The organism is Paenibacillus sp. TSM33 (assembly GCF_056099025.1).
In genome coordinates this window covers 51,124-65,205 of record NZ_JBLZXB010000023.1, presented here as the reverse complement: position 1 = coordinate 65,205, position 14,082 = coordinate 51,124, and the positions used below count along the sequence as shown (strand labels likewise).

Genomic DNA, 14,082 nt, shown 5'->3' with positions numbered 1-14,082 from the left:
GTACGCACTATGGCGCAGCAGGAAACATGGCTGATCAAACATGCCGTCACGGGGCGCAGCTTCGCTGACAGCCGCAAGCAGCGTTTGGTTTGTCGTTTGGAATTGGCGGACGGCGTGTTTTGCTTCACGCTTCAAGAGTTGCCCCGTGAGGCAGCAGAGGCGATTGTGCGTTTCAGCGAGGAGCTGAACGTATTTCGTTTTGTAACACCCGCAGACGGCGGAACCGTGGTAAAACATTGGTATTACGTCACCCCGGAAAGTGTGCAATATCATGCTCAGATCGGTGAGCTTACGTTCGAAGCCGGTTCTGAGATTGAATACCATCCCGAGGAGTATTGGGGAGATTAAATCTTCTTGATCATAAATGTTCGGATGTATAATTGATTTTCGAAGGCTCTGCATCATTGCAGGGTCTTTTTGTTATGTGTTCAAGATAGTGAGCTCATTGGATACATAATCCTTTGCAGGCTGGTACATCCTATGTGTCATATTACCTGTTTGTTCATTCGCAAAGGGGGATAACAATGAAGAAAGGGCGCTTTCCCAAGTTGCCAAAGCTACCGTGGAGCCGGAGAGCGGTTCCAGCCGCTGAACGCAAAACACGAAATGCTCGTGTGCCCAAAGGGCTGCCTGAGTCTTCATGGCTAGAAGAGCCACTGCGTAGCAGTCTGGAAGACAATAGGGTCGCATTGCGTGATATTTTCAAGGAATGCTCTGATATCGTCTACCGAGAGCTCATGATTTCCCCTGAACGAAAAGGGTTGCTGGCATATTTTGAAGGCACGGTAAAATCAGAAGATTTGCAGGATCATATCCTGCGGCCTGTCATCTTGGGCATGATGCTCAAGGACCCTGAAGTGAACGGCAAATTGGAGCCGTTGGATGAGACTCGTATCTCCATGTCCCAGACCAAAACGATGGACGAATGGAAGTTGGTATCGGCAGCGATACTGGACGGCAATGCCGCTCTGTTCGTAGATGGAACGGCTCGTGCTTATATTTTCAGCGCCAAGGGAGGCGTCCGCCGTGGCGTGGAGGAGCCGCAGACCGAGGCCGTTATTCGCGGGCCGCGTGAGGGCTTCACGGAGACACTCCGCGTGAATACGGCACTGCTACGATTCAAGCTGAAGACCTCCAAGCTCAAGATGCACAGTATAACCCTCGGAACAGAAACTCAAACGAGCGTCGTCCTTACCTATGTTGAAGGGATCATAGATCCGAAGCTGGTGGAAGATGTTAAAAAGCGCCTCAGCGATATAAAAATTGATGGTGTTCTGGAGACTGGGTATATTGAGGAACTGATTGAGGATCATCCGTATTCGCCGTTTCCGCAAATGGAGTACACGGAACGACCGGATACCGTCACCGCGCAATTACTGGAAGGACGTTTTGCCATTTTTGTGGACGGAACGCCTTTTGCCCTGATTGGACCAGTCACGATGTGGCAGATGATGCAAGCGAGCGAGGATTATTACGAGCGCTTTTTCATCAGTAATATGGTGCGCTGGATTCGTTTTCTTTTTCTCATCATGGCTCTCTTTCTGCCAGCATTATATGTAGCGGTGACGACCTATCATCAGGATATGCTGCCGACGACGCTCATATTGAGTATTGCGGCGGCTCGGGAATCCATCCCTTTTCCGGCTTTGGTGGAAGCGTTGATGATGGAGGTTTCTTTCGAGGCATTGCGGGAAGCAGGGATTCGTCTCCCTAAAACGGTCGGTCAGGCCGTCAGTATCCTTGGCGCGCTCGTTATTGGGCAGGCCGCAGTGCAGGCTGGGATCGTATCGGCGCCAATAGTCATTGTTGTGTCGCTCACAGGTATTGCGTCGTTTACTATACCGCGTTTTAATTTCGCCATCACGGTTCGTCTGCTGCGGTTTCCAATCATGCTGATGGCAGGTTTATTTGGATTGTTTGGCATCATTATTGCAATAACGCTCATTGCGATACATCTAACCAAGCTAACATCGTTTGGTGTCCCTTACATGAGTGGTTATAGCCCGTACAACCATATGGATCAAAAGGATATTATTGTCCGTGCGCCTTGGTGGAAAATGACCAAACGTCCTTCATGGATTGGTAAAGTCAATAACAAACGAGCGAAGAAAAAGATGAATGGATCGCCTAAAACCGAGGAGGGATGGTGATGAAGCCCACATTGAATACACAGCAAATGCGTAAAGCGGGCGTACTCTGTTGTCTACTGCTTTGTTCTGTTCTTTTGGGAGGATGTTGGGATCGTCGCGAGGTGAATGATGTGGCCTTTGTGATGGGGACCGCACTGGATAAGGAAGGCGATCAATACCGGGTAACGATGCAAATCGCTCTGCCCGGACAACTCGGCTCCACGGGCAGCACAGGCGGAGGGGGAGGTACAAGCGGTACGAAATCCTACTATTTGGAGTCCAAAACAGGTCCAAGCTTTCGGGGAGCAAGCACCGAGGAACAGCGCGGGGTTTCGCGAACACTCAATTACTCCCATCGGCGAGTGTTGCTGTTCGGCGAGGCGCTGGCACGAGAAGGAATTAGCAAAATGATGGATGTACTGGCACGTGTCCCGCAGAACCGTCTCTCGTCCCTAGTTGTGATCACGAAGGGCTCAGCGATGGAACTGCTTCAAGCCGATGCTCCGATAGAGCAATATCCAGCAGAAATGGTGCGTGAGCTCAATTTTTCCTATATGAAAAACCCTCGTTCTGTTAAACTTCTGATCAATTCCATCCTGCTGGAAGGCATTGACCCGGTGGTACCTGTGATGTCTTTGGTCAAAAATGGACCCCCTAGTCTTAAGGACCAGAAGACGAATATTCAGGTCGATGGACTGGCTGTATTTCGCCAAGACAGATTAACAGGGATTATTGATAACCACCTCAGTCGGTTTCTGCTGTTGGGTATGGAGCAAGCCAAGGAAACAGAAATTTTTATCCCCCCTCCCAAAGGCAGAGGTTACATATCTGTGCATCTCATCGAAAATAAAGTTCATATCGAGCCCTTTATTCGGGGGGACGAAATTCGAATGACGGTTCATATGAACTGCAATGGGAATGTGAAGGAAAATGAGACAAGCTTCGATATTTCCAAAGAGGAAAATTTGAAGTGGCTGGAGCAGCAGACAGCCGAGGAGATCAAGAGGGAGCTGGGAGAGGCTGTTCATGTGATTCAGCAAAAGTATCATTCAGACGTACTTGGTTTGGGCCGGGCTATCATTACGAGTCACCCGGATGAATGGATACGGATTAAATCCAAATGGGAACAACTTTATCCCAAGGTGGAGGTCAACATCAACCCGGTCGTGCATATTGAGAATATCGGTGCAGTCTCCAAACCATTCGGGGTTAAAAAGGAGCAAATCCAGCATGAATAAAGTATTTCTGTTACCTTTATTGCTGGCTATGATCTTCATGTATCTGGTTGACCGTAAAAAAATTAACAATGCACCCGTCGTCAATCGTTGGGTTTCCCGCGTACTGTACGTTATTAGTATTGGTATTTGGATTTTCGGAACATCTACGAAAAGCACTGTTTATGTAGCTACATGGCTGACCCGTTTTATTGACATGTGGCTCCCCACTGCGTTGTAAAATTGTGTAATGGATGCCTGCGGGCAAAGGAGGATGTACCTGCATGAAACAGTTCACAACCAGACAAATTGTGCTGCTTGGTGTATTGATGGAGTCTGGTATCACCCTTATACATGCTCCAGCGCAGGCAGCAGATTACGCGAATCAGCATGCCTATTGGACCTGTGCGGTGGCGGCTATCGTGCTATGCTTGCCGATCTGGGCGATGTTGAAACTCAAGCGCCGTTTTCCCGATCAAGATCTGATGCAGGCGATGGTGAGCGCTCACCCTGTGCTGGGCCGTATGCTGCTTGCAATCTACTTTATCTTATTCCTGATCATTTTTGCGCGGGATTTGCGAATTATTACCGATCTAGTGGAAGTGGTGCTTTTGCCGCTGACTCCGATTGTGGTCACTTCTCTTATTGTGCTGTTGACTCTGGTATTTATGGCTAAAGGCGGAGTAAGCACCATTGTGAATATGACCGAGATTTTTATACCGCTGTTGATTGTAACACTGTTGACCATGCCGCTTTTTTTTGGGCGTAATATGGATTTTTCGGTGCTGAGACCCTACTTGCATCCAGAAGTAGAGGGAGTGATCAAGGGGAGTTGGCGAATGCTGGGGTATATGGCCGATATCATGATCGTTCCCTTTGTGATTTCTGGGAAGAGCTACAATGGGCGTAGTGCGTGGTTTGGGCATTTGATCGGAACCTCTTTTCTGATCATGTTGGTGTTGCTGTCGGAGTTGGTGATTGGAGTTCCTATCTTGTCACGATTGTTTTATCCATCGTATGAACTGGTGCGTCAATTGCAGCTCACGGACTTTCTGGATCGGTTCGACTTGTTCGTGGCAGCACTGACCGTACCAACCTTTCTAACGAAGATTGGAATTGATTTGTACGTTACTAGTTTGGCGGTTAAGCGTATGTTCGCCCATGCTTGGGGGAGTCTGATGGTTTGGCCCGTAGGTTTGCTAGGGTATGTCTGTTCGTTTATGCTGTTCTCCAACATCGTACAAATTTATGATTTCAGCCGGGAGTGGACTGCGGTGATGGTCATTTTTTTTGTATTCATGCCCTTCTTGCTGTGGATGTTGCTTCGGCCCAAATTGAAAGGGAGAGGCGACGATGATAAGTCATCTTCTGGCAGGGAGAGGGATAGAAGTGATCAGAAAGAAGGCCAGCAGGAAAGCGAAACAGGACACGCCCACTTATAAGTTTACTGTATTTAGCGGAAAAGTAATTCTTATTTGTCTTTTGCCTCTCTAATTGTATACTTGGTAGAAAGAAATACGACTTCTACAAGGGAGGCAACAGCATGGCACAACGCATGACAGGTAAGAGAGTCGCTCTTGCCGGTCCCCGTAAAGCAGAAGAAATGGCGCTGCTAGTTATGAAGATGGGGGGCGAGCCAGTAGAGCGCCCGGCCCAGGGTACGGTTTTTCTGGATGATATTGAGCTTCGCAACGCTGTTGTATCGTGGGTGAAGAACCCTCCAGACTGGTACATCTTCACGACCGGTATGGGACTGGATGCTCTGTTCGATATGGCGGAGGATATGGGCGTGGCCGAGCAGATTATAGAGCTACTGCAATCCTCCAACATTGCAGCACGGGGCTACAAGACGGTCAATGGACTCAAAAAGCGTGGCTTTACGCCAGCAGTACGGGACGAGGACGGAAGTTTGATCGGGCTGACACGGGCCTTTGCCCCCTATGATCTGAAGGGGAAGGAAGTGCTGTTACAACTGCATGGAGATCCGGCCCCCCGGTTGGTAGAGTGGCTGAATGAGCAGGGCGCAGTGACCCGCCAAGTACTTCCTTATAGGCATATCCCACCTGAAGAAGCAAAATTGCAGGCGTTACTAGATGATGTTATCAATCGTAAGATTGATGCTGTTACGTTCACGAGTGGCCCGCAAATCCGATTTTTGGCCCAATATGCCAGAGAGCAAAATCGCATCGAGGATTTATTGGACGCTTTTCGTGAGGATGTAATTGCTGTATCGGTAGGCAAGGTGACCGCGCAATCCATTTTGGAAGAAGGGATTGAACGAATTGTATTTCCAACTGAAGAGCGCATGGGAGCGATGATGGTAGAGCTGGGCAAATATTTTGAGCATAGCGATTTGGCGCATGGCTACGGTCTGAAGAGTGTGAACGGTCATTTGAAATGAGCTGGAAATGATAAATGCAGTAAGCCAAAATGAACTTATATTTACTAATCCAGCGTAAAATAAAGATAAGGGCCTACGAGGTCTTTATCTTTTTTTGTTGGACATGCATCGACAAAGTTTTTTGTTATAGCGAAAATATTTATCTAATATAATGAATAAGTTTCGATGCATGATATTGAGGACAGGAGCTGAGACGTTTATGAATTCTATTTGTGTATTTGCAGGGTCCAGACCTGGGCATTCATCGGTATATGTTGAGGCGGCAGGCAAGCTGGGTGAAGCTATGGCTCGCCAACATATCCGTCTGATCTATGGTGGTTCCAGCAGAGGACTGATGGGTAAGGTGGCGGATGGACTGCTGGCGGGTGACGGCCAGGTCACCGGTATTATGCCTACCCTGTTATTTGATGCAGAAATCATTCATCGGGGAGTTACCGAGTTTATTGAGGTAGCAAGCATGCATGAACGTAAAGCGGCGATGAGTGAGATGGCCGATGCGTTTATAGCCCTTCCGGGTGGCTTGGGAACCTTTGAAGAGCTGTTCGAGGTATTATGCTGGGCGCAAATTGGCATTCATCGCAAGCCTATTGGGCTGCTAAATGTGAATGGATATTTTGACCCGTTGGTAGAAATGGTACGTCATAGCGTTCAGGAAGGGTTTACTGGGGCCGATCATCCAGCATTACTGAGCATCTCTGCGGTCCCGGACGAATTGCTGCATATGTTAAAAAATAAAGCAAAGAACTTAAAATAAAGCTTTTTTCGTGCTTGCACAACTGATTGAGGCAAGGTTATGATAAGACCCATAATCAAATAGCGGACAGACAAGGTGCCTTTGCGGTTGAGCAAAGGGTAACAGGGAATCGGGTGCAAGTCCCGAGCGGTCCCGCCACTGTAAGGAAGAGGATTCTTTTAAATGGTCACTCGTACAAAACGGGGAAGACGAGAGAATCCGTTGATGCCAAGCCAGGAGACCTACCTTGATCTGTATGCACCGTTAACCTTCGCGGAGAGGATGGGTGTACGAAATCAGGAAATCAGGCACACGTTGCTTTTTCCATGTTGGTTACAGGTTTGCGTGGATATGAACGTGCAGCAGCGTTTGAAGCGCAAACAAAACAGATGGAAAACAACGGCAGATTGGGGGAGACAAGAACTGTCTTCTTACGCTGTTTCGTCTGGTAAGAGAGATACGTACATAGAAACCCCATCCGGGCAGGATGGGGTTTTTTTGAGTTGCAGGATGCCACAAATTATTGAAATAGATAGTATAGCTGCCCTGAAAAGGATGATAGGAGGAGCACGATGAGCCCATTAGGAAAATTGCTGGTGATTGGATTTGGACCAGGAGATATGGAACATATCACAAAACGGGCGTTGGATGCGCTGGCCGAAAGTGAGGTCATTATCGGCTACAATACCTACGTTGATTTGATCCGTCCGTTGTTGAACGGCCAGGAGATTGTACGCACAGGGATGACAGAAGAAGTGAGCCGTGCGCAGGAGGCGGTTCGCCAAGCAGAGATGGGCAAGAAGGTAGCCGTCATTTCCAGTGGAGATGCAGGAGTCTATGGTATGGCAGGGCTAGTGTACGAAGTGCTGATGCAAAAAGGCTGGCGTCGCGAGGACGGGGTTGAGGTGGAAGTTGTGCCTGGGATCTCGGCTATTCAATCCTGTGCTTCGTTGTTGGGAGCGCCGGTTATGCATGATGCTTGCACGATCAGTCTGAGTGATCATCTAACCCCGTGGGAAACGATCGTGAAGCGTGTAGAAGCTGCGGCTTCGGCTGATTTTGTGATTGCATTATACAACCCGCGTAGTGGTCGACGTACTCGCCAGATTGTGGAGACGCAGTCCATTTTACTTCGTTATCGTGATCCGCAAACTCCAGTTGGGCTGGTGAAGAGTGCTTATCGTGAACGTCAGCAGGTTATTGTAACGACGCTGGAAGATATGCTGAACCATGATATCGGGATGCTGACGACCGTAATCATCGGCAACTCCTCGACGACAGTGTATGACGGCTTAATCGTGACTCCGCGCGGCTATCAGCGTAAATACACGCTGGACGCGACCGAACAGGTGCTCAAACCGCATCAGCGGCTTCGCACGGAAGCGGAGCCGTGGTCGCTGGGCGCGCAAGAGGATCGCGCGCTGGATACACCGCAGGGAGGCGGAGCTTTGACTGCGCCTCCCGAGCCTTCCGCGAGCGGCGCTGCGGTTGCCACGCAGGTACGCCCGCAAGCGATGGCTGCCGTGCAGGCTGCGCCTGCGAAGCAAACCGGGACGGCTCCAGCCTCGCTGGCAGCAGAGGCACTAAGCCGCCTCGCTGTCGGCGGCAAGCTGCCGGGCGAAGCCAACGCTCGCTGGAGCGGGCAAGCGCCTGCCGCCCAGAGCGCCGTCGGAACGGCAACGGTGGCCGGAGCAGGGGCTACGGCCGGGATGGAGACAGGCGGCTTTGGCAAGCCTGCGCTGTTTGAGGTGGGGGTTTCCCCTGGCGTGGGAAACAAGAAGTTCACTGCTCGGCAGATGGCCCTGCTTGCCGAGGTAGCGGGTGATGATGGCGAGCTGGAATACACGCCAGATCATCAGATCGTGCTGCGCGTGCCGTGCGCAGACCCCGAGGAACTGGTCGGACGGCTGCGGGATGAACGATTCATTGTCATGCCGATCGGCGATGTGTTTAAGGTGAAAGCATGTGACTTCTGCAATATGGAGAAAGATGATGCGGTGCCTGTGGCTGAGCAATTACAGGTTGTACTTGGCGGATTACAGGCACCCAAGGAAACGAGCATTGCTTTGAACGGATGCGGCATGGCCTGCTATGGAGCGGTGCTGGAGGATATCGGAATTGTCTATCGCAAGGGAGGATACGATCTGTTCCTCGGCGGCAAAAAATTTGGCCGCAATGCTCATGCCGCTCAGCCCGTAGCGGAAGGAATCCCGGGTGATCAGATTACAGATATTATCGAGAACATTATTGCTGAATATAAGGAAAAAGGGCATCCGAACGAGCGTTTTCATAAATTTTTCAAACGTGTAGGCATCGTTGCGGGTTTCCGGCATGAAGATGCACCGGCGACAGTAGAAGTGAACGCGGTTTGTGGTGATTAGAGGGTTGGTAGGCTTGATGAACCGGATACAAGCATATATATAAATAGGGCGTCAGATAGGCTATCCCTATAATGAGGAGGAAAACACAGCAGTGGATGCAATATTGTTGGTTGGACATGGAAGTCGGGACCCAGAGGGTAATCAGGAACTACTGGAATTTGCGCAAGCGGTGGCAGATCGAGCGCCAGGTACGTGTGTAGAAACCTGTTTCCTGGAGTTGGCTCGCCCAAGTATTGCCGAAGGAGTACAGGCGTGTGTGGAGAAAGGGGCGACGCGCGTCGTTTTTATTCCGATTATTTTGTTCGCAGCAGTGCATGCCAAAATTGATATTCCAATGGCAATCGACCGGGCAAAGGCAAAATACCCGCAGGTGGAATTTGTATACGGACGTCCGATTGGCGTTCACGAAAAAATCGTTAGCATACTGCTAAACCGCTTGAAAGAGGCCCGCCCTGTTGCAGTTCCTGCAGGGATGAACAGTGCTGTAGAGGCATCTGCCGAGGTATCTGACGAAGAAACAGCGGTACTTGTATTAGGACGCGGAAGTAGCGATCCAGATGCGAACAGTGACTTTTTCAAAATCACTCGTATGCTGTGGGAAAAGCTTTCTTATACGTGGGTCGAAAGCAGCTTTATCGGTGTAACGCAGCCTTCTTTTCCCGATGGCCTAGAGCGTTGTGTACGATTGGGGGCCAAAAAGATTATCGTGCTTCCGTATTTTCTGTTCACGGGTGTGCTGATTAAGCGCATTGGAGAAATGACTCAGGAATTCGCCGAGGCTCACCCTGCATTACAAGTGGAAATGGGCGGATACTTTGGCTTCCATCCTCAATTAGTTGAGCTGGTGCTGGAGCGAGCTAACGAAGGCTTGTTCGGCAAGGTTACGGCTAATTGCGATAATTGCCAGTTCCGTCTGGAAGCGCAGGAGCACCACCATCATCATCACGACCATGACCACGATCACCATCACGACCATGAGCATGAACATCACCACCATCATGCACATGAGCATCATCATGATCACCATGAACACAGCCACGATCATACTCATGAGCATGTCCATGCTCACAGCCATGACGACCATGATCACCATCACGATCATTCACATGCGCCGTCTGTAGTGAATGTAACCGGGCAGGTGAATGGCTCATGATTTTTATGCTATGCGGAACGAGCGATGCACGGGAATTGGCGCTGCAAATCCGTGACACCGGCTTTAACGTATTGACCTCAGTCGTAACCGAAAGCGCGGCGGCCAGCTTGTCCGAAGCAGGGCTGGACGTACGTACAGGCCGAATGACAGCCAATGAAATGGGTGCAATGATTCGGGAGAAGGGGATACAGGCCGTTGTTGATGCCAGTCATCCTTTTGCAGAGGAAGCACATGCGAATGCGATGACAGCTGCTCGCGAGACTGGAGTTCCTTATATTCGCTACGAGCGAACGGGACTGGTGTATGACAATCATCCATTGCTCCATATTGTGTCTTCTTATGAAGAGGCCGCATTAATTGCTAAGCAACTCAAAGGCTCTGTCATGCTTACGACGGGCAGTAAGACGCTTGGCACGTTCACCAAGCATTTACTTGGAGACCCGGAGATTCGTCTGGTTGCACGTATGCTGCCGCGTCTGGACAATATGGAGAAGTGCGGCGAACTGGGAATGGAGCAAAAAAATATTATTGCCATGCAAGGGCCCTTTTCGCGTGAGATGAACGAAGCATTGTACAAGCACTTTGGTACGACCGTGATGGTCACCAAGGAAAGCGGACGCACGGGAGCAGTGGATGAGAAGGTTCAATCTGCTCTGGACCTGGGTATTCACGTCATTTTGATTTCCAGACCAGAAGTAGAGTTTGGAACGGTATTTGATCATTTCGACGGAGTAATTGATGCATTGCGCACAGCAACAGGGAAGCCTTTTATGTGAGTTGAGTCAAGTCCCTACGTGTTCAGTTAATCCAGAACGATTGCTGGCATGTATCTAAAATATAGTCATCTTAAAATACGTGTTTTAATAGAAATATCTGTTATTTCAATACACGAGCAGTTATTTTTCCTAAACTAATTTTTCATAAGGGAGTGGGTCGATACCATGGACTTTAAAACAGACTTTAAACCGCTAACGGTACAGCCGCAGGAGATTGAGGGTAAAAGCTTCGCGATGATCACAGAAGAATTGGGAGAGCACCCATTTACAGCCGAACAATATCCCGTCGTACAGCGTGTCATTCATGCATCTGCTGACTTTGAGCTGGGCCGCAGCATGGTATTTCATCCAAAAGCCATTGAGGCCGGAATTGCAGCTATTCGCGCAGGACAGCCAGTGGTGGCAGATGTGCAGATGATTCAGGCGGGATTGAGCAAGGATCGCATCCGTCAATTTGGCGGGGATGTTCATGTGTACATATCTGACCCGGACGTGATGGAAGAAGCCAAAAGGCTGAACACGACACGTGCCATTATTTCGATGCGCAAAGCGATTCAGGCGGGCGAAGGTGGAATCTATGCGATTGGCAATGCGCCGACAGCATTGCTGGAGCTGATTCGTCTGGTGAAAGAAGGAGCGGCTAAGCCTGGACTGGTGATTGGTATGCCCGTTGGTTTTGTATCGGCGGCAGAATCCAAGGACGAGCTGCGCAAGCTGGATATTCCGTTCATTACGAATATTGGACGCAAGGGCGGCAGCACGATTGTCGTAGCAGCATTGAATGCAATCTCCTTAATGGCTGTCCGCTAGATGCGATTGTCCGTTTGCTGTATCATGAAATGAATTAGAGCATGATCAGCAGAAGAGGTTAAGGAGGAATTGGCATGGAAAAGGAAGCGGCGTCCGCCGACAGGCCCAAACGGATGAAAAGTGGTGAAGCTCCCGCGCCGGACAAGCCGATGCGGTCAGGCTTTACGACGGGGGCCTGTGCGGCTGCAGTAGCCAAAGGAGCGGTACAACTGCTCATTACCGGCATACCGCCGAAGGAAGCGGTGATATCGCTGCCCGCGGGTTTCGATCATGCGTTTGAGCTGATCGAGCCTGTGTTGGATGCGGACGAAGCTTCCTGCACGACGATCAAGGACGGTGGCGATGACCCGGATGCCACGCATCAGGCGAGAATTAGCGCCTCTGTTAGCTGGCGCGAGGAGCCGGGCATTGAGCTGGACGGCGGCATCGGCGTCGGACGGGTAACGAAGCCCGGTCTACCTGTGCCTGTCGGGGAAGCAGCGATCAATCCGGTGCCGCGCCGGATGATTACGGAGGCCGTATCTGGCGTGCTTGAGGAGCACGGATCGGCCAAAGGTGTCCGTGTCGTCATCAGTGTGCCAGACGGCGAAGAAATCGCCAAAAAAACGCTGAACGGGCGACTTGGCATTCTTGGCGGTATTTCCATACTGGGCACACGCGGTGTAGTCGTTCCGTTCTCTACGTCTGCTTATAAAGCCAGCGTGGTGCAGGCTATATCGGTTGCACAAGCGATGAACTGCGAGGAAATTGTCCTGACCACAGGCGGCAGCAGTGAAAAATATGCGATGCAAATGTATGATCAGCTGACGGAAGAAGCCTTTATTCAGATGGGCGACTTTGTCGGCTTTGCAGTCAAGCACGGTAAACGATTGGGAATGAAAAAGATTATTCTCGTCGGTATGCCCGGCAAGCTGTCGAAGGTTGCTCAGGGTGTCATGATGGTTCACTCCAAGAGCGCTCCGGTGGATTTTGGATTTCTGGCCCAGGTTGCGCGTGAGGCAGGTGTGGACGAGTCGCTTGCAACGGCAGTAGCTGAGGCGAATACAGCTACGCAGGTAGCAGATATGATGACCGAAGCGAATGCGCTGAGCTTTTTTGAAAAGTTATGTACCTATGGGTGTCAGCATTGTCTGGAGCATGCAGGTGGTGGAATCACTGTGGAAATGGTACTGGTAACGCTGAAAGGGAACGTGCTGGGGAGGGCGAGAGTCGGTGAGTAGAGTAATTCGTGTCATTGGTATCGGTGAAAATGGAGCGGCAGGTCTGTCGCAGGAGACGCTGGAACAAATTGAGCGTGCTGACCTGCTGGTGGGTGGTGAGCGCCAGCTAGCCTTTTTCGAGGCAGCCGCAGGGGAAAAACGAACATTAAAGAGCGGCTTATCCGCCGTGGTGGAAGAATTGGGACGGTTGCGTGAGCACAAGGATATTGTCGTGCTTGCGTCAGGTGATCCGCTTTTTTTTGGAATTGCAGGCTATTTGTCTGCCAAGCTGGGGGCTGAGCACCTGGATATTTTACCACATCTCAGCTCGGTTCAACTGGCATTTGCGCGTCTTGGTGAAAGCTGGCAGGATGCGGTGCTGGAAAGTGTGCATGGTCGTCCAATGACCGGACTAGCGCAGCGGATCGACGGACAGAACAAGGTCGCGCTGCTAACGGACGACCGGAATGACCCGGCCGCAGTCGCTGCCTATTTACTGCATTATGGCATGACGGAATATGATGCCTTTGTCGGCGAGCATTTGGGAGGACCGGATGAGGCGTATCGGCATTATACGCTGGAAGAGATGGCGCAGGGAACCTTCCAACCCCTGAACGTGGTTGTTTTGCGTCGCCGTAAGGGAGAAGACGTGCCAGCAATTCGCCGGGGATTTGGCTTTGAGGATGCGGAATTTCACCAGCGCAAGCCGGAAAAAGGGCTGATCACGAAGCGTGAAGTGCGCGTATTCAGCTTGTCCGAGCTGCGATTGACCGAGCGAAGCATCGTATGGGACATCGGCGCAGGCTCAGGTTCTGTAGCTGTGGAATGTGCGCGGCTGGCCAAGTACGGGCAAGTGTTTGCCATTGAGAAGAATGAAGGCGATCTGACCAATGTGGAAGCGAATAAGGTCAAATTCCGCACTGATTTTCCAGTGATTCATGCCAAAGCGCCTGCCGGATTAGACGAGCTGCCAGACCCCGATGCCGTGTTTATCGGCGGGAGCGGAGGAGAACTGGCAGAACTGATTCGTCTGTGCGCTTCCCGTCTGCGTAAGGATGGACGAATTGTAGTGAATGCTGCAACCATTGAGACGCTGCATGACGGTATGAAAGCGATGCAAGCCGCAGGACTCGAAACTTCGGTGACGTTACTGCAAACAGCGCGTAGCAAGCCGATTTTGAATATGACTCGTTTTGACGGACTCAATCCGATATATGTCATCACAGGACAGCCGCCGATAGACGTGGCTGACGGAGCAGCAGGGGAGTAAGCTGGTAAATCAAGAG

13 protein-coding genes and 1 riboswitch are annotated in these 14,082 nt (G+C 50.7%); all 13 genes read left to right on the top strand.

What is annotated here, in order from left to right:
* The first annotated feature begins 9 nt into the window (after positions 1-9).
* The 13 genes from ACN6NF_RS23580 to cbiE all read left to right on the top strand — a co-directional run bounded on the left by ACN6NF_RS23580 (position 10) and on the right by cbiE (position 14,066).
* The gene (locus ACN6NF_RS23580; protein WP_474319889.1) at positions 10-348 is read left to right on the top strand and encodes a hypothetical protein; all 339 of its coding nucleotides are present in this window, start codon (positions 10-12) and stop codon (positions 346-348) included.
* A gap of 176 nt (positions 349-524) precedes the next feature.
* Positions 525-2,150, top strand: a complete 1,626-nt coding sequence (locus tag ACN6NF_RS23575) for a spore germination protein (RefSeq protein WP_474319888.1) — start codon at positions 525-527, stop codon at positions 2,148-2,150.
* Positions 2,150-3,367, top strand: a complete 1,218-nt coding sequence (locus tag ACN6NF_RS23570; RefSeq protein ID WP_474319886.1) for a Ger(x)C family spore germination protein — start codon at positions 2,150-2,152, stop codon at positions 3,365-3,367. Before ACN6NF_RS23575 ends, ACN6NF_RS23570 begins: the two co-directional genes overlap by 1 nt.
* Positions 3,360-3,584 carry a hypothetical protein gene (locus tag ACN6NF_RS23565; protein WP_474319885.1) on the top strand — a complete coding sequence of 75 codons (225 nt, stop codon included), beginning with the start codon at positions 3,360-3,362 and terminating at the stop codon, positions 3,582-3,584. The genes ACN6NF_RS23570 and ACN6NF_RS23565 overlap by 8 nt, the downstream gene beginning before the upstream one ends.
* A 43-nt stretch (positions 3,585-3,627) precedes the next feature.
* Complete coding sequence (locus ACN6NF_RS23560) at positions 3,628-4,785, top strand: GerAB/ArcD/ProY family transporter (protein WP_474319883.1); 1,158 nt, start codon at positions 3,628-3,630, stop codon at positions 4,783-4,785.
* A 101-nt stretch (positions 4,786-4,886) separates the two neighbouring features.
* Positions 4,887-5,744 carry a uroporphyrinogen-III synthase gene (locus ACN6NF_RS23555; RefSeq protein ID WP_474319881.1) on the top strand — a complete coding sequence of 286 codons (858 nt, stop codon included), beginning with the start codon at positions 4,887-4,889 and terminating at the stop codon, positions 5,742-5,744.
* A gap of 199 nt (positions 5,745-5,943) precedes the next feature.
* The gene (locus tag ACN6NF_RS23550) at positions 5,944-6,498 is read left to right on the top strand and encodes an LOG family protein (protein ID WP_474319879.1); all 555 of its coding nucleotides are present in this window, start codon (positions 5,944-5,946) and stop codon (positions 6,496-6,498) included.
* A 57-nt stretch (positions 6,499-6,555) separates the two neighbouring features.
* Positions 6,556-6,741: riboswitch (cobalamin riboswitch) on the top strand.
* 308 nt (positions 6,742-7,049) lie between these two features.
* Complete coding sequence (gene cobJ / locus ACN6NF_RS23545; protein ID WP_474319877.1) at positions 7,050-8,858, top strand: precorrin-3B C(17)-methyltransferase; 1,809 nt, start codon at positions 7,050-7,052, stop codon at positions 8,856-8,858.
* Between the two features lie 91 nt (positions 8,859-8,949).
* A complete protein-coding gene (locus ACN6NF_RS23540; RefSeq protein WP_474319876.1) occupies positions 8,950-10,011 on the top strand; it encodes a sirohydrochlorin chelatase in 1,062 nt (353 codons plus the stop codon).
* Entirely contained in the window at positions 10,008-10,787 is a 780-nt protein-coding gene (cobK, locus tag ACN6NF_RS23535) for a precorrin-6A reductase (RefSeq protein ID WP_474319875.1), read from the top strand. Before ACN6NF_RS23540 ends, cobK begins: the two co-directional genes overlap by 4 nt.
* A gap of 165 nt (positions 10,788-10,952) precedes the next feature.
* Entirely contained in the window at positions 10,953-11,597 is a 645-nt protein-coding gene (locus tag ACN6NF_RS23530; RefSeq protein ID WP_013373522.1) for a precorrin-8X methylmutase, read from the top strand.
* A gap of 74 nt (positions 11,598-11,671) precedes the next feature.
* Entirely contained in the window at positions 11,672-12,817 is a 1,146-nt protein-coding gene (locus ACN6NF_RS23525) for a cobalt-precorrin-5B (C(1))-methyltransferase (protein WP_474319872.1), read from the top strand.
* A complete protein-coding gene (cbiE, locus tag ACN6NF_RS23520; RefSeq protein ID WP_474319870.1) occupies positions 12,810-14,066 on the top strand; it encodes a precorrin-6y C5,15-methyltransferase (decarboxylating) subunit CbiE in 1,257 nt (418 codons plus the stop codon). Before ACN6NF_RS23525 ends, cbiE begins: the two co-directional genes overlap by 8 nt.
* The last annotated feature ends 16 nt before the right edge of the window (positions 14,067-14,082 follow it).